Source organism: Streptomyces sp. NPDC048277 (assembly GCF_040652235.1).
Classification (GTDB): domain Bacteria; phylum Actinomycetota; class Actinomycetes; order Streptomycetales; family Streptomycetaceae; genus Streptomyces.
The window spans coordinates 143,938-169,207 of the sequence record NZ_JBEZLQ010000026.1 but is presented as its reverse complement, the minus strand read 5'-3'; the positions used below and the strand labels follow the sequence as shown (position 1 = coordinate 169,207).

The window sequence follows — 25,270 nt, the reverse complement described above, 5'->3', positions numbered from 1 at the left end:
CCAGCGCCACCAGCGGCCGGGGGCCGTCGCCCTGCCAGGCGGCGGTCGGTTCGATGTAGGCGCCGGTGACGGCGACCGGCTGACCGTTCGAGTCCTCGGCACAACTCGACGATCTCAGCTTTGAACTCTGGCGTGAGCGAACGGGCCTGGACGGCGAGCGGATCGCGGTGTGGGGGGCGAATCGGCGGGCGGTCACCTCGCTGTGCCCGCTGCTGCCAAGGCGTATCCGCGGCTGTTCCATCGTCGCCCTTCCGGCATTCGTGCCTGGGCTCAAGACACTATGGGGTGGATTTCCGTCGTCGGCCTTCGTGGGATCGGTGCCGCACTTCCCCGTTGATGATCAGGATGGTGTGGTGCGACCACCCGGCATGGCAGTGGTCACAGACGGTTTTGATCCACCCCGCTGGGTCATCGTTGCGTCGCCTGCGTCGCCCGCAGAACTCACAGATGGTCTCCGACTGTTTCTCGGCTTCAGTGAGAAAGCCGCGCATCTCCGCGTGCGCAGTGGTGGAGGCAGCCATGACGTGGATCCGGACTCCGCCGAGCTTTTCCTTTAGGTCCTCGATTCGGTAGTCCGCCTCCAGAGAAAGCAGTCGTTCGTGCAGCCGTAGAAGCAGCGGGTGCCAGCCCGGCCCGACCACGCGCAGTCGATCCGGCAGCTGCCGAGGCGGCGGACCGCTTCTGACCTGGAGTTCTTGCATGTGTCCATTGTTACTTCCCCTCCGAGCTCACCGCTCGCCGTCGGATGGCCGGACTGCATGAGGAGGCAGACCGCTGTGGGACGGCGGGTCCCCAGGTGAACGGTGACCGTGGTCCAGGCCGGGCCTTTCAACCTGAAGCGTTGCTCTGTCCGAGGGCGCGGCGGAGGTGTACGGCGGTGGCGGAACCTGAGGGCCGCGGCAGCGGATCGGGCCTGGACGCAGGTCCGGCTGTGCATCACTCACGGCAACGATGTTCAGCGGCACCCGTTCACTGCGGAAGAGCCGGGTCCGACGGGCTCGTCTGCCGGGCCCGGTCGAGGTGTCGGCTTGCGCCGTTGACCTCCACGATCACCTCGAACAGGCCTGGGTATGCCTTGACGCCGGGTATGCGTTGTCCGGCGGGCGTGAAATCCCGGAAGGCGGCGCGATAGGCATCGACGTCCTCCCACAGCGCGACGTTGACGTACCGAAAGGTGGTGTCGTTCAGGCCCGTGTTGCGGCACAGGCGGGTTTGGAGGAACCCCGGCGCGGTGGCGAAATGGTCGATGGTGCTGTGCCACGCATGGAGGAACGCCTGCTCCTTGTCGGGCGGCACGGTGAAGCTGTTGACAAGGGTGATGGGCATGGTGTCCTTTCCCTGATGTCGGTGATCGCGAACGGCGGCCGATCGCAGCGACGGCGACAGCGGGCCGCGGTCGCGAACATCTGCGGTCGGCATGATCATGGGGGCCGGTCAGGGCACGGTGACGACGATGCGGCCGCGGACATGGCCGGTCGCGTTCTCGGCCTGGGCCGCTCCGGCCTGGGCGAGGGGGAACGTTCGCGTGACGGGCAGAGTGAACCGGCCGGCCGAGGCCAGGCGTGCGCCTTCGCGTAGGGCCTGGCTCCTGTCCCGGCCGAAACCGGTGGACACCCGAGCGCCGTGCTCGGAGGCGGTGAAGTCGGCGATGGAAACGACACGGGCGGGATCACCGGTCAGTTCGACGAGTTCGGCGATGACGCCGGACCCGGCCACGTCCACGGCGGCGTCGATGCCGGTCGCAGCGAGCGCGCGGACCCGGCCGACGAGCCCGGGGCCGTAAGTGGTGGGGGTGGCGCCCAGCGTGGCGAGATAGTTCTGGTTCGACGGACCGGCGACACCGATGACGAAGGCACCTCGATCGACGGCGAACTGGACAGCGGCTGACCCGACACCGCCGCTGGCACCGTTGACCAGGACTGTGTGCCCGCTGCGCACGCCGACGTCATCAAGGACGCGCAGGGCGGTCTCGAACGGGGTGGCGAAGCCGGCCGCTTCCGTGAAGGGTACTGTCGGCGGCTTCGGCGCCCATGAGGTGAGCACGGCATGTTCAGCGTATGTCTCCCGACCGGAGCCGAACACGGCGTCGCCGACCTGGATTCCGGTGACGCCGGCACCGACCTCGTCGACGATCCCGGCCGCGTCGCCACCGGTACCGGCCGGCAGTCGCAGCGGACGGACGTCTCGGAGCAGGCCTTGGCGAATCTTCCCTTCGAGGCCGTTCACGCCGACCGCGCGCACGGCGACGCGTATCTCACCCGCTCGCGCGTGCGGGGCGTCGACATCGACGAGCTCCAGGACCTCCGGCCCGCCGTAGCGGGCGAATCTCACAGCCTTCATCATCCCTCCAACAGCTCGTTCGGACTGCTGCAAGGATCGGCGCCGTGTGCCCGGTCCCGAACCACATCCCGCTGCTTTGCGGGAATCCAGCACCATGGTGACCCATGGAGAGGGATTCAGTCACGCTGGACAGCGTCGACCGGAAGCTGCTGCACGCTCTGCACCTCGACGCGCGAGCGTCTTTCGCGCGCATCGGCGAGGTGATCGGCGTATCCGACCGGACAGCCGCACGTCGCTACGCGAGATTGCGCGACAACAAGGTGATCAACTTGGTGGGGGTCGTCGACGCCAGTCGCCTCGGTGGCGCGGAATGGGTTGTGCGAGTGCAGTGCAGGCCTGGGTCCGCCCTCCAGGTCGCCGAGGCCCTCGCCCGCCGCGACGACACCCGATGGGTCGCTCTGCTCTCCGGCGGCACCGAGATCAGCGCCAGCCTGCGATCCTGGTCCGCCCGCGAACGCGACGAGCTGATCCTGCAACGCCTGCACCAGACCGTACCGGTGGTGTCGGTCACGGCCCACAGTGTGCTGAACGTTTTCAGCACGGCCCGGCACGGCTTCGAGGGACCGGGCCCCCTCACCACCGACCAGATCGCCGTCCTGCGGCCGACGTACGAGGACGTCCGCACCGGCCCTCTGGTCGACGCCGACCGGCCCCTGCTGGAAACCCTCGCCGTCGACGGACGTGCGCCGTACCCCGCACTCGCCGCCTCGACCGGCTGGTCGGAGTCCACCGTCGCCCGCCGTATCCATGCACTGTGCGCGGCCGATCTGCTCCGCTTCGACCTCGACGTCAATGCAGCGGCGCTGGGCTACTGTGCCGAGGCACGCTTGTGGGCCAGCGTGCCGCCCGCACACCTCGCCGAGATCGGCGCCGCTGTCGCCGCCCACCCCGAAGTCGCCTTCTGCGCTGCCACCACAGGACCGACCAACCTGCTCGCCTCAGTCGTCTGCCGCGATGGCCGAGACCTCTACCGATACCTCACCGAACGCTTCGGCGCACTGCCGCAGATCGGCGAGACCCAGACCGCCCCCGTGATCCGGGTCGTCAAACGCGCCGGCCGACACCGCTGAAAAGCCGGCCTGAAGCGGAGACGGCGCCACGTTGCCGCGGAACACCCGCATGCTCTCCACCAGCGAGAGCCGCACCCAATCAGGTTCAGGTCCAGGTGACCGTGGGCGTCGCAGGCGTAGCGGGTGACGATGAGGGGAGGCGCTTGGGGGACGGATCCAGTGCCTCGCGTCCGAGGCAATGGATCGGCTCGTGTGGAGCGGCGTCTTCGCGGTGCGTGAGTTCAACAGCGATGCTGCGGCAAAGCTCGTGATCACAGGTGTGGAGCCGCGTTTGCGGAGCCACGGGGCGGCTCTTCGCGGTCGGCGCCCTCCGCGCATTCGGACGACGCCCGCGAGGCCGATGCCAGGTCGGCCGGGGCCTGGCCTGCTGCGCCGTGGGCAGAAGGACGCGGCTGAGGGGCCGACCCTGCGAGCGGAGCTCGCACAGCTCGGGAGTCTGCGGTTGCTCGTGGTCGTGCTGCTCGGCGCGCTGGTGAACGCGGCGACCTTTGCCGGCATCACGCTCCTCGCCCCGGTCGTGACCGGCGCCGCCGGGCTGGGCGAGCTGTGGATCTCCGTCGTCCTGGTGCTCTTCGGTGCCGGTTCCTTCGTCGGCGTCACCGTCGTCGGACGGCTGTCCGACCAGCGCCCCGGCCTGATCCTCGCCGTCGGCGGTCCGCTGCTGCTCATCGGCTGGCCCGCCTTGGCGGTGCTGGCTGACCGGCCGGTCGCGCTGCTCGTCCTCGTGTTCGTCCAGGGTGCGCTGTCGTTCGCGCTGGGCAGCACCCTGATCACGCGGATCCTCTACGAGGCGGCCGAGGCCCCCACCATGGCCGGCTCCTACGCGACCGCCGCACTCAAAATCGGCGCCGCCGTCGGACCGCTCATCGCGGCAACCACCCTGACCACTGTGGTCGGAGACCTCGGGCCGTTGTGGGTGAGCGGGCTTCTCGTCGCAGTCGCGCTACTCATCGCGTTCCCCCTGCGCGCAGTGGTCGCGGCCGGCCGGAGCAGCGAGGTTCTCCGGTGACGCATGCGAACACCCCCTTGACCATCTAGGGACGCCGAAGTCTCGTCGAGCGCTGCTGCACCCGTTCGACTGCGCACGTCCCCGCCGAGGCTGGCGTTTCCCGCGCCTGCCTGTCCAAGTGGAAGAACCGATAGGACACCTACGGCGAAACAGGGCTGAGGGACCGCTCCAGCGTCCCGCACTCCTCACCGACCCAGACCCCACCCGAGATCGTCGAACGGATCGAGCAACTGCGGCGGAACCCAAAGTGGTCCGCCCGCCGGATCGCGCTCGAACTCGCGGAAGAGGGCGTGCGGATCAGCCAACGCACTGTGGGCCGGTCGCTGACACGCCTGGGTATTAACCACCGCCGGTTCCTCGACCCCGACAGCTCCGCCAACCGGTGCCCGCCGAAACGGATCGTGGCCCGCTAACCGGGCCACATGGTCCACCTGGACGAAAAGAAAGTCGGACGCATCCCCGACGGAGGCGTCTGGCGGGCCCACGGCCGCGACTCCAAACAGGCCAGGGACGCCCAGCGCGCGAAGACCGCCGGCGCCAGAGGCAGGTACGTCCACCTGCACTCCGCCGTCAACGGGTTCTCCCGCCTCCACCGAACCCCTCCCCGACGAGAAAGCAGCCTCCACCGTGGCCTTCCTCGGTCGCGCCCGCGCTTTCTTCGGCGCCCACGGCATCCACCGGATCGTCCGCGTGGTCACCGACAACGGCGCCAACTTCCGCGCCGCGGTCTTCGCGCGCTCGCGGGAACCGATGCGGTTGGCGATCCGGTCGGCGTCGTGTTTCCACTCGGCGGCCCGCACGGTGGGCAGGCTCCACAGGCGCCGGGTGCTCGCGCACAACCAGAGGCAGACGATCGGGACTGGGCGTACTCGTGTGAGGCCGTCAAGGGTCTTGGTGGAGGCCGATGCGTGTCCCGGCTGGTGCATTGACGGGTCTCATCGGTGTCTTGCTGGGGACTTCGGCGATCAGCGTCGTTGTCGTGTCCGGCCGGTGGCAGCAAAATGTCCCCTCAGGGACACCACCGGAACCCGGGGATGCCCATCACGAGACGCCGACGTATCGGTCGGGTAGGAGGGCTGGACGACCAAGCCCCCCTACCCGATTGATACTCCGTCAGAAGAACAACTCGGGCTCAACTTCCGAGGAGCATCCGCAGGAAGAAAAACGAACCGATGCAGAACGCTGCTGTGACGCTGAATAGACAGCCGGGCATCCTGCGGTTGGAGGGGTCGTCCGGGCCTCGCAGGGCGATGGTCCGCAGGCTGGTTCCGCGTGGCCTGTACGGGCCGGTGCAGGGCTGCCTCGACGGCGTCCTGGGCGACTGACGCGTTCCTGGAGTGTGGCTGCTGCTGGTGTGCCGGTTACAGGCGCTTGGCTGTGCGATCGCGCAGCAGCAGCCACTGACTCGCGTCGGCGCCCCCTGAGCGCGCCGCCGGTCCGTGTAGCAGCACGGCGTAGGCCGTCCGTTCCGCCTTGTCCGGGGCGGCATACTGGTCTGGCGCCTCCGGGGTCGGGAATGACCTCGTCATGCCTTTCCAGGCCTTGTCCGCGTTTGGGGTGCTGAGCATCGGCCCTCCCGGGCTCAAGAGGGTCATGAAGTGCAGTACAGCCACGCGTGCGTGCAGCCCCGGTACGGGTTCACCGTCCATTCGAACGGCATCCGCGAGGCGCCCGGCACCCGGTTGATGATCGATCGTGCCCGTACCTCGTGGAAGGTGATCCCCCTGAACTCGGGGGTGTCGAACGTGCGGGTGGTGACCGCGTCCGCGCCGAACAGCGCGGTGCCGGCCCGGCTGTGTCCGGTCTCCTCGGTGAGGTTCTCCCAGCGCATGACGCCTCCTCGGTAGCACTGCGCCACAGAATAGAACATCTGTTCCCATGATCGTGCGAACGATCCGTGGAGACCGTGCGGACGCCGATTCCGATCGCGTTCCCGACCGCTCGGGGCCCGCTTCCGGTACCCCGATTTGGGCGGCCGGGCGCCGGGGTGGTTGGCTTGGTGCAACCCCGAGAACTCAGGTGCTGGAGGAACGCAATGGCGCAGGTCGAGGCCACTACGGAGCGGGTCGTCGCCGCGGACGCGGAAACTGTGTTCGACGCGCTCGCCGACTACAGCGGCACGCGCGCGAACCTGCTGACGGAGCACTTCAGCGAGTACGAGGTGCGCGAGGGCGGCGACGGCGAGGGCACCCTGGTCCACTGGAGGCTCCAGGCCACCAGCAAGCGCGTCCGGGACTGCCTCCTGGAGGTCAGCGAGCCCACCGACGGCGAGCTGGTCGAGAAGGACCGCAACTCCTCCATGGTCACCACCTGGCGCGTCACCCCGGCCGGCGAGGGCAGGTCCAGGGTCGTCGTCCACACCACCTGGCAGGGCGCCGGCGGCATCGGCGGCTTCTTCGAGAAGACCTTCGCGCCCAAGGGGCTCGGCCGGATCTACGACGGTGTGCTCGCCAAGCTCGCCGCCGACGTCGAGAAGTGACCCCGGCCGCCCGCCGGTAGGCAACCTCCGGACGGGCAGGGGGCGTTGGCCCCCCCTCACCGGTTCGAGTGGATCTCCGTGCCGGACGGTCTTGTGCCGTAACTCGTCGTGCTTGCTCGTAGTTGTCGCCTAACGGCGGCAATTGTGCGCAGGTGCGACGAGGGGAGCGGTACGTGGGCGGTACGACGCTGGTGCAGTACGAGGAACCGGCCGCGGCGCCTTCGGCCGCCCCCGTGCCGGAACCCGCCCCGGCGCCCGGACTCGGGCCGCGCCGCACCTGGTTGGTGTTCTGCGGGCTGATGCTGGCCCTGCTCCTCGCCGCGCTGGACCAGATGATCGTCGCCACCGCGCTCCCGAAGATCGTCGGTGAGCTGCACGGCCTCGACCGGATGTCCTGGGCGATCACCGCCTATCTGCTCACCGCCACCGTCGGCCTGCCCGTCTACGGCAAACTCGGCGACCTCATCGGCCGCAAGGGCGTCTTCCAGTTCGCGATCCTCGTCTTCACCGTCGGCTCCGCGCTCGCCGGACGGGCGCAGACCATGGACCAGATGATCGCCTTCCGCGCCGTCCAGGGCGTCGGCGCGGGCGGGTTGATGATCGGTGTGCAGGCGATCATCGCGGACATCGTGCCGCCCCGGCAGCGCGGCCGCTTCATGGGCCTGATCGGCGCCGCCTTCGGCCTCGCCTCCGTCGCCGGGCCGCTGCTCGGCGGCTACTTCACCGACCACCTCTCCTGGCGCTGGTGCTTCTACGTCAACGTCCCCTTCGGGCTGGTCACCCTGGCCGTCGTCACCGTCGTACTGAAGCTGCCCAAGCCCCGCGCCCGCGGCCGTTTCGACGTGCTGGGCGCGCTGTTGCTGGCCGCCGCCTCCACCTGCCTCGTGCTGCTGACCAGTTGGGGCGGGACCGAGTACGCGTGGGGCTCGCGCGTGATCCTCGGGCTCGGCGCCGGGGCACTGGTCGCCGGCGTGCTGTTCCTCGTCGTCGAGCACCACGCGGTCGAACCCCTCATCCCGCCCAGGCTGTTCGCCGACCCCGTCTTCAACGTCACCGGTCTCGTCGGACTGGTCATCGGGGTCGCGCTGTTCGGTGCCGCCAGCTATCTGCCGACGTTCCTGCAGATGGTCGACGGCGCCTCGGCGACCGGGTCCGGGCTGCTGATGCTGCCCATGATGGGCGGGATCGTCGGCGCCTCGATCGTCGCCGGACAGCTCATCAGCCGCACCGGGCGCTACCGGATCTACCCCGTGCTCGGCGGGGGACTGTCCGTCGTCGGCATGTGGCTGCTGTCCCGCCTCGACATCGGCACCCCGCGCTGGCAGTACAGCATCTGGATGGCCGTCCTCGGCGCCGGGATCGGCATGGTGATGCCGGTGCTCGTCCTCGCCGTGCAGAACTCCGTACGGCCCGCCGACCTCGGCACCGCCACCAGCGCCAACAACTACTTCCGGCAGATCGGCGGCAGCGTCGGCGCCGCCGTCTTCGGCACCCTGTTCGCCGACCGGCTCACCGACGCCCTGCACCGACGGCTGCCCGCCCACGCGGGAGCCCGCCTCCCCGACCCCGAGTCCCTCACCCCGCAGCTCGTCCACGCGCTGCCCCCGGCGCTGCGCGACGCCTACATCCGCGCCTACGCCGACGCGATGCCCCGGATCTTCCTCTACCTGGTCCCGGTGCTCGTCCTGGGGCTGCTCATCGCCTGCTTCCTCAAGGAGAAACCGCTGGTGTCCCACCCGACAGCCGAAACGGAGTCCACGCCCGTGACCGCCCCCATCCCGCAGGCCCGCCCCCAGCCTCCGGCCGGGGGGACCCCCGTCTCGCCCCGCTGGCCGCACACCGGTGCCGGGATCCCCGTCTGCGGCACCGTGCAGCACCCCGACGGGACCGTGGTGCCCCGCGCCGCCCTCACCCTCATCGACGCCGCCGGACAGCAGATCGGCCGGGGCGCCAGCGCCGAGGACGGACGGTACGCCCTGTCCACGCCCGGCTCCGGGTCGTACGTCCTGATCGCCGCGGCGGGCGGCCACCAGCCGCAGGCCGTCACCGTGACCGTCGGCGAGCGGCCCGTCGAGCTGGACGTCGTCCTCGGCGGCGCCGGACGCCTCGCGGGCAGTGTGCTCACCGCCGACGGCACCCCGGTGCGGGACGCCACCGTCACCCTCACCAACGTGCACGGCGAGGTCGTCGCCAGTGTCCGCAGCGGGCGCGAGGGCGGCTATGTCATCACCGAGCTGGTGGCCGGCGAGTACACCCTCGCCGCCAGCGCCCCCGCCTTCCGCCCGGCCGCCCTGCCGGTCACCGTCCAGGCCTCCCGGGAGACCCGGCAGGACGTCGAACTCGCGGGCGGCGCCGTGCTGAAGGGCACGGTCCGGGCCGGCGGCGGACGGCCCGTCGAGGACGCGCGCGTGACGCTGCTCGACGCCGCCGGGAACGTCGTGGACACCCTCACCACCGGCCCCGACGGAACGTTCCGGTTCGTCGACCTGTCCTCCGGCGAGTACACCGTCATCGCCGCCGGCTACCCACCGGTCGCCACGGTTCTCCAGGTCGCCGGCGGCGGCCGGACGGAGCGTGACCTCCAACTGGGCCACGAGGACTGAGCATCCGGCGAGGGCGCGGGGGACAGGGGCGCGGACCTGCGCGCCGGTGCGATCGGGTGGAACCAATTCCAGCATTGCCACACATCGCAACCGGCCGCCACCGTACGGTAGTGGCGGGCGGCACAGATCTTTTGCGGAGCCGTGGGGAGAGAGGGCCTGGGCCATGGACCGTGGCAGCGAGCGGGACGCACCTCCCAGCCTCGGTGCTGGGGACGGCGCGGCAGGCCGCATCCCCCTGGCCGTGGTCGTCGTCGATCGCGAGGGCCAGGTCTCCCACTGGAGCACCGGCGCCCGGCGGCTCTTCGGCGCCGCCAAGGAAGAGGCGATCGGCCGCTCCGTGCTCGACCTGCTGCCGGTCTCCGGCGCGCTCCCCGAGGACGACGAGATCACCCCGTACGGGGCCTACGCGGCGTACGACGGACTCGGACCCGACCTGGAGTCCTCCCTCGACGGACGGCTGAACTTCCCCGCCGCGGGCCGCGCCCGGCTCACCGTGCCCGGCCGTGACCGCGCCGATGTGCTCTGGTGGGCCTATCCGCTGGTCGGCCCGGGCCATGAACGGCTGCTGGTGCTCGCCGCCGACGCCGAGCTGCTGCGCCGGTCCGAGCGCGACGAGGGCGTGGCGTTCGAGCGGATCGCACCCGGATTCGCCCTGCACACCGACTTCCCCGGAGCCGAGGAACTCGCCCGCAGGCTGCCCGAGATCCTGCCCAGCATGAGCGTCGACGAAGGCGCCCGGATCGTCGCCCAGGTCCTCGAACTCGGCTACCCGATCCTGGAGTTCAGCCAGAACGACCGGGTCCCCGTCACCCCCGACTGGGGCGTCACCCGCCGCACCGAGCGCAAGGCCCGCCGCGAGCGCGCCGCCCTCGTCGCCGCCCAGGGGCTGCCCCTGCCCGAGGAACTCGCCGACGAGGAGGGCGAGGACCTCGAGTACGCGGCCGTCCGCGAGCACCTGGAGTTCCTCAACGAGGTCAGCGGGAAGATCGGCACCTCGCTCGACCTGTCCCGGACCATCGTCGAGGTCAGCAGAGCGGTCGTACCCCGCTTCACCGACGTCGCCGGCACCTATCTGCGCGAACAGGTCGTCGCCGGTGAGGGGTTCCCGGACGGCGTGCCGGACACCACCACCATGTGGCACCGGGTCGCCCTCGAACACACCGACGAACCCGGCCGCTGGGACGACGTCGTACCGGTCGGCGAGGCCATGCCGTTCCCGGCGCACACCCCGTTCTTCCAGTGCATGACCGCCGGCGAACCGGTCCTCGTGCCCCGCATCAGCGAGGAGATGGGCCACGCCATCGCCTCCCAGTTCGAGAAGCGCGACATCCGGCCGTTGATCACCGGCCGCTCGATGCTGGTCGTCCCGCTCAAGGCCCGCAATGTCGTGCTCGGCTTCATGATCCTGCTGCGCCACCCCGGGCGCGAGATGTTCAACGACATGGACCGGGTCACCGGCGCCGAACTCGCCGCCCGCGCCGGGCTCGTGCTCGACAACGCGCGTATGTACACCTTCCAGGAGAGCGTCGCCGAGACCCTCCAGGACAGCATGCTGCCGCACATCCCGCCGCGCATGGCGGGCTGCGACATCGCCACCCGCTATCTGCCGGGCACGCTGCTCGGCCGCGTCGGCGGCGACTGGTTCGACTCCGTGAAACTCCCGGGCGCCCGCACCGCCCTGGTCGTCGGCGACGTCATGGGGCACGGCCTCAACTCGGCCGCGATGATGGGACAGTTGCGCACCGCCGTCCAGACGATGGCGGCCATGGACCTGCCGCCCGCCCAACTCCTGCGCAACCTCGACGACCTGGCCCAGCGCCTCGGCGACGGCTACCTCGCCACCTGCCTCTACGCCGTCTACGACCCCATCGAGGGCGAACTGCACCTCGCCAACGCGGGCCACATCCCCCCGGTGCTGGTGCGAGCCGTCGACGGCCGCAGCGAACTCCTCGACCTGCCCACCGGAGCGCCCATAGGAGTAGGCGGGGTCGCCTTCGAGTCGATGCGGGTACGCGTGGACCCCGGCGACCGGCTGGTGATGTGCACCGACGGGCTCGTCGAGATGCGCGGCGAGGACATCGGCGTCGGCCTCGCCACCCTCTGCGAGTCCGCCGCGCACCCGGCCGCTTCCATGGACGACGCCTGCGACACCATCATCCGCGCCCTCAACACCCGCGGCGGCCGCAAGGACGACGTGGCCCTGCTGATGGCCCGGCTCAACGGCATCGAACCGGACGACGTCGCCGAATGGCGGCTCGCCCTCGACCCCGCCGAGGTCCGCCGCGCCCGCGCCGTCGTCCGCGAACAACTCCACGACTGGGGCCTGGCCCGGCTCGCCGACTCCGCCGAACTCATGGTCAGCGAACTCGTCACCAACGCGATACGGCACTCCCACAGCCGCCCGGTCCAGCTCCGGCTGATCCGCGGCGAGACCCTGCTGTGCGAGGTCGATGACGACGACCACACCCTGCCGACCCTGCTCAGCACGGCCCCCGGTGACGACTCCGGACGCGGACTGCGGGTCGTCAGCACCCTCGCCCGGGAATGGGGCACCAGCCGTACGACCGCCGGCAAGACGGTGTGGTTCGAACTCACCTCACGGCGCCGCTGACCACGGGGGCGCGCGTTCCGTCGAACGCGGGGTGAAGGACCGCGCCGGGCGCTTGTGGCTGTAACCGGCGCACGGTAAACCGTACTCGCCCGTCACTGACGACGGTCATCTGCGGTTTCACCCTGGGGAGTTGGCCATGAGCGTGACGAGTCGGTACCGGGATGCCTGGGAGGGTTTCTGGCGCGAGGCGCCCGACGAGCCGGGGGCGGTGTTCTGGGACGCCGAACCGGCGGTGACCGCCGCCGTCCACGTCTCCCTCTTCGAATCCGAGCTGACCGATCCCGGCCTGCCCCTGGTCGACCTGGGCTGCGGCAACGGCACCCAGACCAGATTCCTCGCCCAGCGCTTCCCACGCGTCCTGGGCGTCGACATGGCCGAAGCCGCCCTCGAACACGCCCGGCACGCCGACCCCGCGGGCCAGGCCCACTACCGGCTGCTCGACGGGGCCGAGAAGAGCGAGGCCCAGGCCCTGCACGCGGAACTCGGCGATGCCAACGTCTATATGCGGGGCGTCCTGCACCAGTGCGAGCCCGACGACCGGCAGCCGATGATCGACGCCATCGCCACCCTCGTCGGCAGCCGCGGCCGGGTCTTCCTCGTCGAACTCTCCGAGGCCGCCCGCCCGGTCCTCGGCGGCCTCGCCCAGAGCCCGTCCGGCCCGCCGCCCAAGCTCGCCCCGGTCTTCCGGCACGGCATAGCCCCCGGCGAGGTCGCCGACGACGCGGTCCCCGCATACCTGCGCAACGCCGGCCTCACCGTCCTCGCGAACGGCGAACTACCCCTGACGACCACCGAGTTCACCCCCGACGGGGACCCGATCATCCTGCCGTCCAAGTGGTTGCTGGCGGGACGGGAGAACTGACACGACAGCCGGACGTCGGTGTCGGCCGGGGCAGCCGTCCGTCACGAACTGCCGGCGGAGCCCCGGACCGGCACCGCCGGTCCGGGTGCGGCCGGTCCGGGTGCGGCCGGGGGCGGTGTCGGCACGTGGGCGGACACCCTCACCCGCCTGGACGGCCTGTCGCACCGTGGCCGCGGTGCCCCGCGGCGCGTAACGTGACCCACCATGAAGATCCTCATCAGCGCCGACATGGAGGGCGCCACCGGGGTGACCTGGCCCGGCGACGTACTGCCCGGGACGCCGCAGTGGGAGCGGTGCCGTCCGATGTTCACCTCGGACGTGAACGCCGCCGTGCTCGGCTTCTACGACGGCGGCGCCGACGAAGTGCTCGTCAACGAGGCCCACTGGAGCATGCGCAACCTGCTCCTGGAGCGGCTCGACGACCGCGCCGAGATGATCACCGGCCGGCACAAGACCCTGTCCATGGTCGAGGGCGTGCAGCACGGAGACATCGACGGTGTCGCCTTCATCGGCTACCACACCGGCGCCGGCATGGAAGGCGTCCTCGCCCACACCTACCTCCCCAACTCCGTCACCGGCGTCTGGCTCAACGACGTCCGCGCCAGCGAGGGCCTGCTCAACGCGCACGTCGTCGCCGAGTACGGCGTCCCGGTCGTCCTGTTCACCGGCGACGACCTGGCCTGCGAGGACGCCCTCGGCTACGCGCCCGAGGCCCTCAAGGTCGCCGTCAAGGACCATGTGTCGAGGTACGCGGCCGTGTGCCGGACACCCGCACGGACCGCCGCCGACATCCGCGCCGCCGCCAAGGACGCGGCCCGGCTCGCGGTGCGCCACGAGCCCGTGACCGGCGGGCCGTTCACGATCGCCCTGGAGTTCGACGCCGAGCACCTCGCCCTCTCCGCCACCGTCGTCCCCGGCGTCGAACGGACCGGCGAGCGGAAGGTGGCGTACACCAGCGGGACCATGTACGAAGGCATCCGCACCTTCAAGGCGGTCACCACGATCGTCTCGGCCGCGGTGGAGGAGCAGTATGGCTGACCAGCAGGCACTGGACGAGGTCGTCCGGTTCACCTCCGACCTGATCCGCATCGACACCAGCAACTTCGGCGGCGGCGACTGCCGGGAGCGGCCCGCCGCCGAGTACGCGGCCGAGCAGCTGGCCGGGGCGGGCCTGGAACCGGCCCTGCTGGAGCGGACCGAGGGGCGCACCAACGTCGTCGCCCGCATCGAGGGCACCGACCCGTCCGCCGCCGCGCTCCTGGTGCACGGCCACCTCGACGTCGTGCCCGCGCAGGCCGCCGACTGGAGCGTCGGCCCCTTCTCCGGGGAGATCCGCGACGGGGTGGTGTGGGGCCGGGGCGCCGTCGACATGAAGAACATGGACGCGATGATCCTGGCGGTGGTGCGGAGCTGGGCCCGGGAGGGCGTACGGCCGCGCCGGGACGTCGTCGTCGCCTTCACCGCCGACGAGGAGGCCAGCGCCGAGGACGGCTCCGGCTTCCTCGCCGACCGCCATCCCGAGCTGTTCGAGGGCTGCACCGAGGGCGTCAGCGAGTCGGGCGCCTTCACCTTCCACGACGGCGGCGGACGCCGGCTGTACCCCATCGCCGCGGGCGAGCGCGGCACCGGCTGGCTGAAGCTCACCGCCCGCGGCCGGGCCGGGCACGGCTCCAAGGTGAACAAGGAGAACGCGGTCACCCGCCTCGCCGCCGCCGTCACCCGCATCGGCGAGCACCGGTGGCCGGTCCGGCTCACCCCCACGGTCAGCGCCGCCCTCACCGAACTCGCCGCGCTCTACGGCATCGAGCCCGACCTGCACGAGGTCGACCTGCTCCTCGACAAGCTCGGCCCGGCCGCGAAGCTGGTCGAGGCCACCGTCCGCAACAGCGCCAACCCGACCATGCTGAACGCCGGTTACAAGGTCAACGTCATCCCCGGCGAGGCCGTCGCCTTCGTCGACGGACGCTTTCTCCCCGGCACCGAGGACGAGTTCCGCGCCACCCTCGACAAGCTCACCGGCCCTGACGTCGACTGGGAGTTCCAGCACCGCGAGGTCGCCCTGCAGGCGCCGCTGGACTCGCCGACGTACGCCCGGATGCGCGCCGCCGTCGAGGAGTTCGCGCCCGAAGGGCAGGTGGTGCCGTACTGCATGTCGGGCGGCACCGACGCCAAGCAGTTCTCCCGGCTCGGCATCACCGGCTACGGCTTCAGCCCGCTCAAGCTTCCCGAAGGCCTCGACTACCAGGCGATGTTCCACGGCGTCGACGAACGCGTCCCCGTCGAGGCACTGCACTTCGGCGTCCGGGTCCTGGACCGCTTCCTGCGCACGGCATAGGAGACACGGTGGTGGAAAAGGCGTACGGCTCCTGGCCCTCGCCCGTCGACGCGGCCCTGGCCGCCGCGCACGACGGGTCCCCGGAGTGGGTGGGCTTCGTCGGCGACGAGACCTGGTGGACCGAACCCCGCCCGCAGGAGGGCGGCCGCCGGACCCTGGTGCGAGGGAGCACCCGGGAGTCCGTGCTGCCCGCGCCGTGGAACGTACGCAGCCGGGTCATCGAGTACGGCGGACAGCCGTGGGCCGGTGCCGTGCGCCCCGACGGCCGGCAGCTCCTGGTCTTCGTCCACTTCGACGACCAGCGGCTGTACCGGTACGAGCCGGGCGGCGAGCCGCGTCCGCTCACTCCGGCCGGACTGCGGTGGGCCGACCCGCAGTTGCTGCTCGACCGGGGCGAAGTCTGGTGCGTTCTGGAGGAGTTCACGGGTGACGGGCCCGGCGACCTGCGGCGCGTGCTCGCCGCCGTACCGCTGGACGGATCGGCCGCCGAGGACCGGGCCGCCGTGCGCGAACTCGCGGACGACCGGCACCGGTTCGTCACCGGGCCCCGGCTCTCGCACGACGGCCGGCGGGCCGCCTGGCTCGCCTGGGACCACCCGCGGATGCCGTGGGACGGCACGGAGCTGCTGGTCGGCGAGATCGGGGACGACGGTGCCCTGCACACGGTCCGCACCGTCGCGGGCGGGCCGCGGGAGTCCGTCGCACAGGTCGAATGGTCCTCGGACGACCGGCTGCTGTACGCGAGCGACCGCAGCGGCTGGTGGAACCTCTACCGGGACGGCGTCGCCCTCTGCCCGCGTGCGGAGGAGTTCGCCGGGCCGCTCTGGAAGCTCGGCCAGCGCTGGTTCGCACCGCTGGCGAACGGGCTGATCGCCGTCGTCCACGGCCGCGGGGCGACCGCCCTCGGGATACTGGACACGGAATCCGGTGCCGTCGTCGACGCGGCCGGACCGTGGACCGAGTTCGCCCCCACCCTCGCCGTCCACGGCACCCGCGTCGTCGCGGTCGGCGCCAGTCCGCGCACCGCGTACGAGGTCGTGGAACTCGACACCGCGAGCGGCCGCGCCCGGGTCGTCGGCGCCCCGCACCACGACCCGGTCGACCCCGCCTACTACCCCCGGCCGCAGGTCCGCACCTTCACCGGCCCGGGCGGCCGCGAGGTGCACGCCCACATCTACCCGCCCCACCACCCCGGCCACACCGCCCCCGACGGCGAGCTGCCGCCGTACGTCGTCTGGGCGCACGGCGGCCCCACCGGCCGGGCGCCCCTCGTCCTCGACCTCGCCATCACCTACTTCACCTCCCGGGGCATCGGGGTCGCCGAGGTCAACTACGGCGGGTCCACCGGGTACGGGCGCGAGTACCGCAACCGGCTGCGCGAGCAGTGGGGCGTGGTCGACGTCGAGGACTGCGCGGCCGTCGCGCTCGCCCTCGCGGAGGAGGGCACCGCCGACCGCGCCCGGCTGGCGATCCGGGGCGGCAGCGCGGGCGGCTGGACCGCCGCGGCCTCCCTGACCGGCACCGACGTGTACGCCTGCGGCACCATCTCCTACCCGATCCTCGACCTCACCGGCTGGGGCACGGGGGAGACCCACGACTTCGAGTCCCGCTACCTGGAGTCCCTGATCGGGCCGCTCGCCGAGGTCCCCGAGCGGTACGCCGAGCGGTCGCCCAGCGAGCACGCCGACCGGCTCACCGCGCCGTTCCTGCTGCTCCAGGGCCTGGACGACGTGATCTGCCCGCCCGTGCAGTGCGAACGCTTCCTCGCCCGGCTCGACGGACGGCGCGTCCCGCACGCGTACCTCACCTTCGCGGGCGAGGGCCACGGCTTCCGCCGCGCCGAGACCATGGTCCGCGCATTGGAGGCCGAACTCGGCCTGTACGCCCAGGTGTTCGGGCTGAACGTGCCCGGAATTCCCGAGCTGGAGCTGGTGAAGTGACAGAACTGACAAGGCCGTCGAGGCTCTCCGCCGGTGCCCGGGTCGCCGTCGTGGCGCCGAGCGGGCCGGTGGTGGAGGAGCGGCTCCAGGCCGGCCTCGACATCCTGCGCGGCTGGGACCTCGACCCGGTCGTGGCACCCCATGTGCTCGCCAGGGACGGAGAGTTGGAGTACCTCGCGGGCTCCGACGCCGACCGGGCCGCAGACCTCCAGCGGGCCTGGTGCGACCCGGCCGTGTCCGCCGTGCTGTGCGCCCGCGGCGGCTACGGCGCACAGCGCCTCGTCGACCTGCTCGACTGGGAGGCGATGCGGGCGGCCGGACCCAAGGTGTTCGTCGGCTTCAGCGACGCGACCGTGCTGCACGAGGCGTTCGCCACCCGGCTCGGGCTCGCCACCCTGTACGGGCCGGTGGCCTCGGGCGCCGACTTCGTCAAGAGCACCGAGGCGCAGAACCATCTGCGGGCCACCCTGTTCGCCCCGGAGACGGTCCGCACGATCACCGGCCGGGGTACGGCGCTGGTGCCCGGCCGGGCCCGGGGCGTCACGGTCGGCGGCTGCCTGCGGCTGCTCGCGACCGGACTCGGCACCCCGGGCACCCACCCCGGTGCGCGCGGCGGGCTGCTCCTGCTGGAGGACGTGGGCGAGGCGCCGTACAGCCTCGACCGGAGCATCACCCAGCTGCTGCGGTCCGGCTGGCTCGACGGCGTCGCCGGGATCCTGCTCGGCTCCTGGGACCGGTGCGGGCCCTACGACAGGGTCCGGGCGCTGCTCCTCGACCGGCTCGGCGGGCTCGGGGTGCCGGTGGTGGAGGAGTTCGGGTTCGGCCACTGCGAGGACGCCCTGACCATCCCGCTGGGGGTACCCGCGGAACTGGACGCGAACGCGGGCACGCTCACCCTGCACCAGCCGGCCCTGCGCTGAGGCCCACCGGGGGAGCCGCCCGCGTGCGGGGCGGGGGCCGTGGGCGCACTCTGGTCGTATGAGCCCGAAGACCTCGGAGCGGCGGGACGCCACCGGCGGCCGGCACGGAGCGCTGCTCACCCCCGGCCGGATCGGCGTACTGCTGCTCGGCGTCCTCGGCCTGGTCTTCGTCTTCGGGAACACCGGCGACACCAGGATCCGGCTGCTGATCCCCGTGGTCACCACGCCGCTGTGGATCGCCCTGCTCGCCACCGGCCTCATCGGCGCCGTCTGCGGAGCCTTTTTCACGCGCCGCCGTAGGTAGCCCGGCGTAGGGTGGCCGGATGCCGCACACCGCTTCCCGTTATCTCGCCGAGGGCCCCCGCGTGGGCATCCGTCATTTCACCTACGAGGACGGGGCCGAGTTCATCGGCCGGGCCAGGGAGAGCAAGGACCTGCACCAGCCCTGGCTGTTCCCGCCCACCACGGACGCGGCCTACGCCGGCTACGCGGGGCGGCTGATCGAGGACCGCAGCAAGGCCGGGTTCCTGGTCTGCGAGAAGGACAGCGGGGCGATCGCCGGCTTCATCAACATCAACAACATCGTCGAGGGCGGCTTCCAGTGCGGTGCCCTCGGCTACGGCATGTTCGCGCACGCGGCGGGGCGCGGGCTGATGCGGGAGGCGATGGGCCTGGTCGTCGACCACGCCTTCGGGCCGATGCGGCTGCACCGGCTGGAGATCAACGTGCAGCCCGGCAACGCCGCGTCCATCGCGGTCGCACGCGGCGCCGGGTTCCGCCTGGAGGGCTTCTCGCCGAACATGATCTACATCGACGGCGCCTGGCGGGACCACGAGCGGTGGGCGATCACCGCGGAGATGCGGGCGGCAGACCGGCCTTCCGGCTGAGCGTCCGGTCGGCCTTTGCGGAATCCTGACCCGCAGATCCCCTGGCCAGCTCACCCCGTGCCGGGTTCCATGGTGATCGTGACGAGGATCCGACGTGAGGTACTGACCCTGCCCGCGGCGGAGTTGGGCCCGGACAACCCGCTGCCCCCGCTCCGCCCCCTCGAAGAACTCCATCGGGTCGACGACCGCGACCGGGAGGACCTGCCGCGGGACATGGCCCGGCAGATCGGCTACGAGCCGCTGCGCAGCCTCCTCCCGGTGCGGCTCCGCGACGGCTACGGCAGATCCCGCGAACCCCGCGCCGTCGACGCCCTCGTGATCGAGAACGACCGGCTGCGCGCCACCGTCCTGCCCGGCCTCGGCGGCCGCGTCGCCTCCCTCGTCCACCTTCCCGCCGGCCGCGAACTCCTCTACCGCAACCCGGTGTTCCAGCCCGCCAACCTCGCCCTCAACGGCGCCTGGTACGCCGGCGGCATCGAGTGGAACATCGGCGCCACCGGCCACACCACCCTCTCCTGCGCCCCGCTCCACGCGGCCCGCGTCCCCGCGCCCGACGGCGGGGAGATGCTCCGTCTGTGGGAGTGGGAGCGGCTGCGCGACCTGCCCTTCCAGGTCGACCTCTGGCTCCCGGACGGCTCCGACTTCCTGTACGTCGGCGTCCGCGTCCGCAACCCGCACGAACGCCCGGTCCCGGTCTACTGGTGGTCCAACACGGCCGTACCGGAGCACCGCCGGGTCGTCGTTCCGGCGGAGGAAGCCTGGGAGTTCGGGCACGAGCGGCGGCTGCGGCGGGTACCCGTTCCGGCGGACGACGCCCGACACCCCTACGCCACCGACTGGTTCTACGACCTGCCGGACGGGCGGCGCCGCTGGATCGCCGCGCTGGACGCGGACGGCCACGGGCTGGTGCAGACCTCGACCGGCGAACTGCGCGGCCGGAAACAGTTCGTGTGGGGCTCGGGGCCCGGTGGCCGGCGCTGGCAGGAGTGGCTCGGCGCACCCGGCGACGGCGGCTACCGCGAGATCCAGGCCGGGCTCGCCCGCACCCAGCTGGAGCACATCCGCCTCGAACCGGAGAGCGAGGTGTCCTGGCTGGAGGCGTACGGACCGCTGTCCGCGGCGCCGGAGAGCGTCGAGGAGGAGCTGGAACTCGCCCTGCCCCGCGCCGGGTTCGACGCCGCCCGCGCCGCCTGGCAGCCGTACGCGGACACCGAACCCGGCGAACTCCTCGCCACCGGCTCCGGCTGGGGCGCGCTCGAAGTGCTGCGCGGCGACTGGAAGCTGCCCGGCACCCCCTTCCCCGAGACCATGCTGGGCGAGGCCCAGGCGCCCTGGGCGGAGCTGCTGCGCACCGGCATGCTGCCCGAACCCCGCCGGGTGCGGCCGCCCGGCCCGACCCTGGTCGCCCCGCACTGGCGGGACATGCTGGAGACGGCACCCGCGACCCCGGGCACCGAGTACCACCTCGGCATCGCCCAGTGGCACGCCGGCGACCGTGCCCAGGCCGTCCGCAGCTGGGAGCGGGCCCTCCAACTCGCCCCGTCCCTGTGGCCGTTGCTGCGCTGCCTCGCCGTCGCCGACCAGGAGTACGGGCACCACGAGCGGGCCGCCGAACGCTACGCCGACGCCTTCGACGACCTGTGCCGGGAGCGGCGCGACGACGGCGAGGCCTGGACGGCGGCCTGTGCCGCGCTCGGCCGTGAGGCCATCGAGGCGCTGCTGCGGGTACGGCGGGCCGCGGACGCCCGCACCGTGTGGGAGGCGCTGCTGCCCGCGATCCGGCGGCGCGGCCGGTTCCGGTTGCTGGAGGCGGAGCTGCTGCTCGCGGAGGGACGGCGGGCGGCGGCCCTGGCCGTGTTCGAGGACGGGTTCGAGGTCGCCGATCTGCGGGAGGGGACGGACGCCGTCGGACGGTTGTGGGCGCGGCTCGGTGACGAGCCGCTGCCCGACCGTTACGACTTCCGGATGCGGCCGACCGGTCCCTGATCAGCCGTGGTGCTGGTCGACGTATTCGAAGATCGAGCCGTCCGGGTGCATCGCGAGCAGATTGCGGCCCACCGGCGTCGGCACCGGTCCCGCGAGGATCCTGGCGCCGAGGCCGTCGAGCAGCCGGTGGGCCTCCTCGACGTCCTTCACCGCGATCGTCGCGGCCACCTTGCGCAGCACCTCCAGCTCCGCCTCCGGGCCGCTCATCAGAAGGAAGGAGCCGACCGCGGCGACCTGGACGCCCCCGCGTTCGAAACGGAGGGCTCTGCCGCCGGAGAGGCGTTCGTAGAACGGGATCGCGGTATCGAGGTCGTCGACGCAGATGCGCAGGGAGGCGCCCAGAATCTCCATGCCCACGAGCCTAGTTGCCCCGGGACCCGATGGCGTCACCTCCGGTGATCCCCGGTTTGCGGCGGTGCGCGCCCCGGCGTCTCGACGGGCGGCGTTTGAGTGTCCCGCCTAGGGTTACGCGAGAGGCCTCGACGAGTCGTACCTCCGGAGGCGCACCGTGAGTCGTCGACCCCGCAGCGTGACCGCCGGCCGCCGTGCGGTCCGGGCCCGGCCGTGGTCGGCCCGGGCCGGTGTCACCCTGCCCGGCACGGCCGGCCACGTTCCGTGCCCGCGCCTCCCGCCGCCCGCACGCTCCTCGCCGGAGCCGGAGCCGGAGCCGGAGCCGGAGCCGGGGAGGACGCGGGATCTCGTCGCGGACCGCCTTCGGGAAGGAGTCTCATGAAAACCGCCGAACTCGTCGAACTCGCCCAGCAGTTGCGCGTGGACAGCGTGCGTGCGGCCGCCGCGGCCGAGTCCGGGCATCCGACCTCGTCGATGTCCGCAGCCGATCTGATGGCGGTCCTGCTCGCCCGCCATCTGCGCTACGACTTCGAGCGGCCCACCCACCCCGGCAACGACCGCTTCATCCTCTCCAAGGGCCACGCCTCGCCCCTGCTGTACGCCGCGTACAAGGCGGTCGACGCCATCGACGACGCCGAACTGCTCACCTTCCGCCGGCTCGGCAGCCATCTGGAGGGGCACCCCACCCCGCGCCGGCTGCCGTGGGTCGAGACCGCCACCGGCTCCCTCGGGCAGGGGCTGCCGGTCGGCGTCGGCATCGCGCTGTCCGGGAAGCGGCTGGAGCACGGCCGCTACCGGGTCTGGGTGCTCTGCGGGGACAGCGAGCTGGCGGAGGGCTCCGTGTGGGAGGCCGCCGAACACGCCGGATACGAGCATCTCGACAACCTCATCCTGATCGCGGACGTCAACCGGCTCGGCCAGCGCGGCCCCACCCGGCACGGCCACGACCTCGACGCCTACGCCCGGCGCTTCCAGGCCTTCGGCTGGCACACCGTGCAGGTCGACGGCCACGACGTGGACGCCGTCGACCGCGCCTTCCGCGAGGCGGCGGCCACGGCCGGACAGCCCACCGTGATCCTCGCCCGCACCCGCAAGGGCCGGGGCGTCGCCTCCGTCGAGGACCGCGAGGGCATGCACGGCAAGCCGCTGCCCGACCCCGAGGAGGCCGTCGCCGAACTCGGCGGAGTCCGCGAGCTGCGGGTCCATGTACAGGAACCCCCGGCGGCCCGCGCGCTGCGCTCCGTGCCCACCGGCGCGCTCGAACTCCCCCGCTACGACAAGGGGGACGAGGTCGCCACCCGGGACGCCTTCGGCAAGGCGCTCGTCGCGCTCGGCACCGCCCGCGCCGACGTGGTCGCACTGGACGGCGAGGTCGGCGACTCCACCCGTACCGAGCTCTTCGGCAAGGAACACCCCGACCGCTACTTCGAGTTCTACATCGCCGAACAGCAACTCGTCGCCGCCGCCGTCGGCATGGCCACGCGCGGCTGGGTGCCGTACGCCGCGACCTTCGCCGCCTTCCTCAGCCGGGCCCACGACTTCGTGCGCATGGCCTCCATCAGCGGCAGCGGCATCAACCTGGTCGGCTCGCACGCGGGGGTGGCGATCGGGCAGGACGGGCCCTCCCAGATGGGCCTGGAGGACCTCGCGATGTTCCGCTCGCTGTACGGCTCGACCGTGCTCTACCCGTGCGACGCCAACCAGACCGCCAAGATCGTCGCGACCATGGCCGGGCTCGACGGCATCCGCTATCTGCGCACCACGCGCGGCGCGGGCCCGGTGATCTACGGCCCCGACGAGGAGTTCCCGGTCGGCGGCAGCAAGGTGCTGCGCTCCTCCGACGAGGACCGGCTCACCGTGGTCGCCGCCGGGGTCACCCTGCACGAGGCGCTGAAGGCCGCCGACGCGCTCGCCGAGGACGACATCCGGATCCGGGTCGTCGACCTGTACTCCGTCAAGCCCGTCGACCGGCAGACGCTCCGGCGGGCCGCCGAGGACACCGGCTGCCTGCTCACCGTCGAGGACCACCACGAGGAGGGTGGGCTCGGCGACGCCGTCGCGGAGGCGTTCGCCGACGGCAGGCCCGTACCGCGCCTGGTCCGGCTCGCCGTACGCACCATGCCGGGCTCGGCCGCCCCGGACCAGCAGCTGCATGCCGCGGGCATCGACGCCGAGGCGATCGCGGCGGCCGGACGGCTGCTGGTCGAGGAGGCGATCGTGCGATGACCGACGCACGCGGGCGGCGCCGACGTCGCGGGCGGCCCGTGCGACCCGACGGGCGCTGGATGCCCGCGTGACCCGATGAGCGCCGGATGCCCGCGTGACCCGATGAGCTCCGGCGGCCGCTGTGACCCGACGAGGAGGCCCGATGACCGCACAGCCCGGACTCCGGTATGTCTACGCCGTCTGCCGGCCCTTCGAAGCGGCCCTCCAGTGCCAGCTCACCGGTGTGGCCGGCGCCCCGCCCGGGCTGCTCCGCCACCGCGGGCTGGTCGCGGTCGTCAGCACGGTCCCGGAGGGCGACTTCGCCGAGGAGCAGCTGCTCGCCCGGCTGGCGGACCCGGACTGGCTGATCGCGGCCGTCCGAGCCCACCAGGGCGTGATCGACGCGCTCACCACGGTCACCACCCCGCTGCCGCTCCGGTTCGCCACGGTCTGCCCCGACGACAGCGCCCTGCGGACGATGCTGGAGGCACGCGAGGCCGACTTCCTGCGCATCCTCGACCGGCTGGAGGGACGGGTGGAGTGGGGCGTCACGGTGAGAGGAGCGGCTTCCGGGGAATTCGCCCGCGCCCTGCACGAGAGACTTTCCCGGTGCGCCGAGGATTCCCGGCTGCGCGCCCCGGCCGGGCAGAAGGCGCTCGACGCGGCCTATCTCGTGGCGCGCGCGAACTGCGAGGAATTCGTGGAACTCGTCGACCGCGCGAAGGACGGGCCGCCGGGAGCGCGCGTGGAGCTCAGCGGGCCCTGGGCGGCCTACTCCTTCACCGAAGACCTCACCGAGGAACCGGAGGAAATGAGCGAGGCGCGGTGACCCGTGCCACCGACACCGGCAGCCTCACTTGCGGCAGAGGATCTCCCCGTGCAGGACGGCGAACCAGCCGTCCTCCTGCCGAGCCCACTCCCGCCAGGCCCCGGCGATGACCTCCAACCGCTCGGTCGTCGCGTGACCGCCCTCCGTGGCCCGCTCGGCGTACGAGGAGGCGACCGTGCGGTCCGCCCACAGCCCGCCCCACCAGGCCCGCTCCTCGGCCGTGCTGTACGTCCAGGTGCCGGAGGTGGCCGTGATGTCGGTGAGCCCGGCGGCCAGCGCCCAGGACCGCAGTCGCCGCCCGGCGTCCGGCTCGCCCCCGTTCGCCCGGGCCACCCGCCGGTACAGCTCCAGCCAGTCGTCCAGCCCCGGCGTCGCCGGATACCAGGTCATCGCCGCGTAGTCCGCGTCACGTACGGCGATGAAACCGCCGGGCTTGGTGACCCGGCGCATCTCGCGCAGCGCCTGCACCGGGTCGCCCACGTGCTGGAGCACCTGGTGGGCGTGGACCACACAGAACGTGTCGTCCGGGTAGTCCAGCGCGTGCACGTCGGCGGGCGCGAAGTCCACGTTCGTCAGCCCGCGTCCGGCGGCGGTCGCCCGGGCCCGGTCCAGGATCGCCGGCTCGTGGTCCACGCCGGTGACATGGCCGTCGGGGACCAGATCTGCCAGGTCGGCCGTGATGGTGCCCGGACCGCAGCCGATGTCCAGGATCTTCATGTGGGGCTTGAGCGAACCCAGTAGATAGGCGGCCGAGTTGGCGGCGGTTCGCGAGAGGTGGGAACGCAGCACCGACTCGTGGTGCCCGTGCGTGTAGACGGCTGTCTCCTGCGGCTTCGACATGAC

19 protein-coding genes and 4 pseudogenes are annotated in these 25,270 nt (G+C 72.1%); 16 read left to right on the top strand and 7 right to left on the bottom strand.

Translation table 11 applies throughout. The features are described from left to right. From AB0D85_RS40755 to AB0D85_RS40740, 4 genes and pseudogenes are all read right to left on the bottom strand, one after another. A pseudogene (locus tag AB0D85_RS40755) lies at positions 1-241 on the bottom strand (hypothetical protein); the annotation flags it as partial. Positions 242-278: 37 nt separating this feature from the next. Then, positions 279-701, bottom strand: coding sequence for a hypothetical protein (locus AB0D85_RS40750; RefSeq protein WP_362332294.1), 423 nt, complete (start codon positions 699-701; stop codon positions 279-281). Between the two features lie 268 nt (positions 702-969). Beyond that, entirely contained in the window at positions 970-1,425 is a 456-nt protein-coding gene (locus AB0D85_RS40745; protein ID WP_362332291.1) for an antibiotic biosynthesis monooxygenase family protein, read from the bottom strand. A 9-nt stretch (positions 1,426-1,434) separates the two neighbouring features. After that, positions 1,435-2,340 carry an NADP-dependent oxidoreductase gene (locus AB0D85_RS40740; protein WP_362332288.1) on the bottom strand — a complete coding sequence of 302 codons (906 nt, stop codon included), beginning with the start codon at positions 2,338-2,340 and terminating at the stop codon, positions 1,435-1,437. Positions 2,341-2,444: 104 nt separating this feature from the next. On the opposite strand from AB0D85_RS40740, the gene AB0D85_RS40735 reads away from it, so the two are divergent. The 3 genes and pseudogenes from AB0D85_RS40735 to AB0D85_RS40725 form a co-directional block, all read left to right on the top strand. Next, positions 2,445-3,410: an Lrp/AsnC family transcriptional regulator gene (locus AB0D85_RS40735; RefSeq protein WP_362332285.1), complete on the top strand. Its 966-nt coding sequence runs from the start codon at positions 2,445-2,447 to the stop codon at positions 3,408-3,410. A 397-nt stretch (positions 3,411-3,807) separates the two neighbouring features. After that, a pseudogene (locus tag AB0D85_RS40730) lies at positions 3,808-4,419 on the top strand (Cmx/CmrA family chloramphenicol efflux MFS transporter); the annotation flags it as partial. Beyond that, positions 4,416-5,157, top strand: a pseudogene (locus AB0D85_RS40725) (leucine zipper domain-containing protein); the annotation flags it as partial. The pseudogenes AB0D85_RS40730 and AB0D85_RS40725, both read left to right, overlap by 4 nt. 862 nt (positions 5,158-6,019) lie before the next feature. Here the strand turns inward: AB0D85_RS40725 and AB0D85_RS40720 are convergent. Further along, positions 6,020-6,250, bottom strand: a pseudogene (locus AB0D85_RS40720) (radical SAM protein); the annotation flags it as partial. 204 nt (positions 6,251-6,454) lie between these two features. Here AB0D85_RS40720 and AB0D85_RS40715 point away from each other — a divergent pair. The 11 genes from AB0D85_RS40715 to AB0D85_RS40665 all read left to right on the top strand — a co-directional run bounded on the left by AB0D85_RS40715 (position 6,455) and on the right by AB0D85_RS40665 (position 21,042). Further along, positions 6,455-6,898 carry an SRPBCC family protein gene (locus AB0D85_RS40715; protein WP_362332282.1) on the top strand — a complete coding sequence of 148 codons (444 nt, stop codon included), beginning with the start codon at positions 6,455-6,457 and terminating at the stop codon, positions 6,896-6,898. A 173-nt stretch (positions 6,899-7,071) separates the two neighbouring features. Then, positions 7,072-9,501, top strand: a complete 2,430-nt coding sequence (locus AB0D85_RS40710; protein ID WP_362332279.1) for an MFS transporter — start codon at positions 7,072-7,074, stop codon at positions 9,499-9,501. Between the two features lie 163 nt (positions 9,502-9,664). Beyond that, a complete protein-coding gene (locus AB0D85_RS40705) occupies positions 9,665-12,112 on the top strand; it encodes a SpoIIE family protein phosphatase (RefSeq protein ID WP_362332276.1) in 2,448 nt (815 codons plus the stop codon). A 136-nt stretch (positions 12,113-12,248) separates the two neighbouring features. Next, on the top strand, positions 12,249-12,974 hold the full coding sequence (locus tag AB0D85_RS40700; RefSeq protein ID WP_362332272.1) for a class I SAM-dependent methyltransferase: 726 nt from the start codon (positions 12,249-12,251) through the stop codon (positions 12,972-12,974). 204 nt (positions 12,975-13,178) lie between these two features. Then, positions 13,179-14,012 carry a M55 family metallopeptidase gene (locus AB0D85_RS40695; RefSeq protein WP_362332269.1) on the top strand — a complete coding sequence of 278 codons (834 nt, stop codon included), beginning with the start codon at positions 13,179-13,181 and terminating at the stop codon, positions 14,010-14,012. Next, the gene (locus AB0D85_RS40690; protein ID WP_362332266.1) at positions 14,005-15,309 is read left to right on the top strand and encodes a M20/M25/M40 family metallo-hydrolase; all 1,305 of its coding nucleotides are present in this window, start codon (positions 14,005-14,007) and stop codon (positions 15,307-15,309) included. Before AB0D85_RS40695 ends, AB0D85_RS40690 begins: the two co-directional genes overlap by 8 nt. Beyond that, positions 15,306-17,249, top strand: coding sequence for a prolyl oligopeptidase family serine peptidase (locus tag AB0D85_RS40685; protein ID WP_362332319.1), 1,944 nt, complete (start codon positions 15,306-15,308; stop codon positions 17,247-17,249). Before AB0D85_RS40690 ends, AB0D85_RS40685 begins: the two co-directional genes overlap by 4 nt. Next, a complete protein-coding gene (locus AB0D85_RS40680; RefSeq protein ID WP_362332263.1) occupies positions 17,246-18,169 on the top strand; it encodes an LD-carboxypeptidase in 924 nt (307 codons plus the stop codon). The genes AB0D85_RS40685 and AB0D85_RS40680 overlap by 4 nt, the downstream gene beginning before the upstream one ends. 58 nt (positions 18,170-18,227) lie before the next feature. Beyond that, the gene (locus tag AB0D85_RS40675) at positions 18,228-18,473 is read left to right on the top strand and encodes a LapA family protein (protein ID WP_362332260.1); all 246 of its coding nucleotides are present in this window, start codon (positions 18,228-18,230) and stop codon (positions 18,471-18,473) included. Between the two features lie 19 nt (positions 18,474-18,492). Beyond that, positions 18,493-19,056 carry a GNAT family protein gene (locus AB0D85_RS40670; RefSeq protein WP_362332257.1) on the top strand — a complete coding sequence of 188 codons (564 nt, stop codon included), beginning with the start codon at positions 18,493-18,495 and terminating at the stop codon, positions 19,054-19,056. Between the two features lie 69 nt (positions 19,057-19,125). Then, entirely contained in the window at positions 19,126-21,042 is a 1,917-nt protein-coding gene (locus AB0D85_RS40665; RefSeq protein WP_362332254.1) for a DUF5107 domain-containing protein, read from the top strand. On the opposite strand, the gene AB0D85_RS40660 is transcribed toward AB0D85_RS40665, so the two are convergent. Then, entirely contained in the window at positions 21,043-21,393 is a 351-nt protein-coding gene (locus AB0D85_RS40660) for a VOC family protein (protein ID WP_362332251.1), read from the bottom strand. 378 nt (positions 21,394-21,771) lie between these two features. On the opposite strand from AB0D85_RS40660, the gene AB0D85_RS40655 reads away from it, so the two are divergent. Both AB0D85_RS40655 and AB0D85_RS40650 read left to right on the top strand, forming a co-directional pair. Beyond that, positions 21,772-23,619 carry a transketolase gene (locus AB0D85_RS40655; RefSeq protein ID WP_362332248.1) on the top strand — a complete coding sequence of 616 codons (1,848 nt, stop codon included), beginning with the start codon at positions 21,772-21,774 and terminating at the stop codon, positions 23,617-23,619. 142 nt (positions 23,620-23,761) lie between these two features. After that, positions 23,762-24,427: a GvpL/GvpF family gas vesicle protein gene (locus tag AB0D85_RS40650; protein WP_362332245.1), complete on the top strand. Its 666-nt coding sequence runs from the start codon at positions 23,762-23,764 to the stop codon at positions 24,425-24,427. Between the two features lie 24 nt (positions 24,428-24,451). On the opposite strand, the gene AB0D85_RS40645 is transcribed toward AB0D85_RS40650, so the two are convergent. Then, positions 24,452-25,267 (bottom strand): methyltransferase domain-containing protein, encoded by an 816-nt coding sequence (locus tag AB0D85_RS40645; protein ID WP_362332242.1) that lies wholly within the window; start codon positions 25,265-25,267, stop codon positions 24,452-24,454. Between the last annotated feature and the right edge of the window lie 3 nt (positions 25,268-25,270).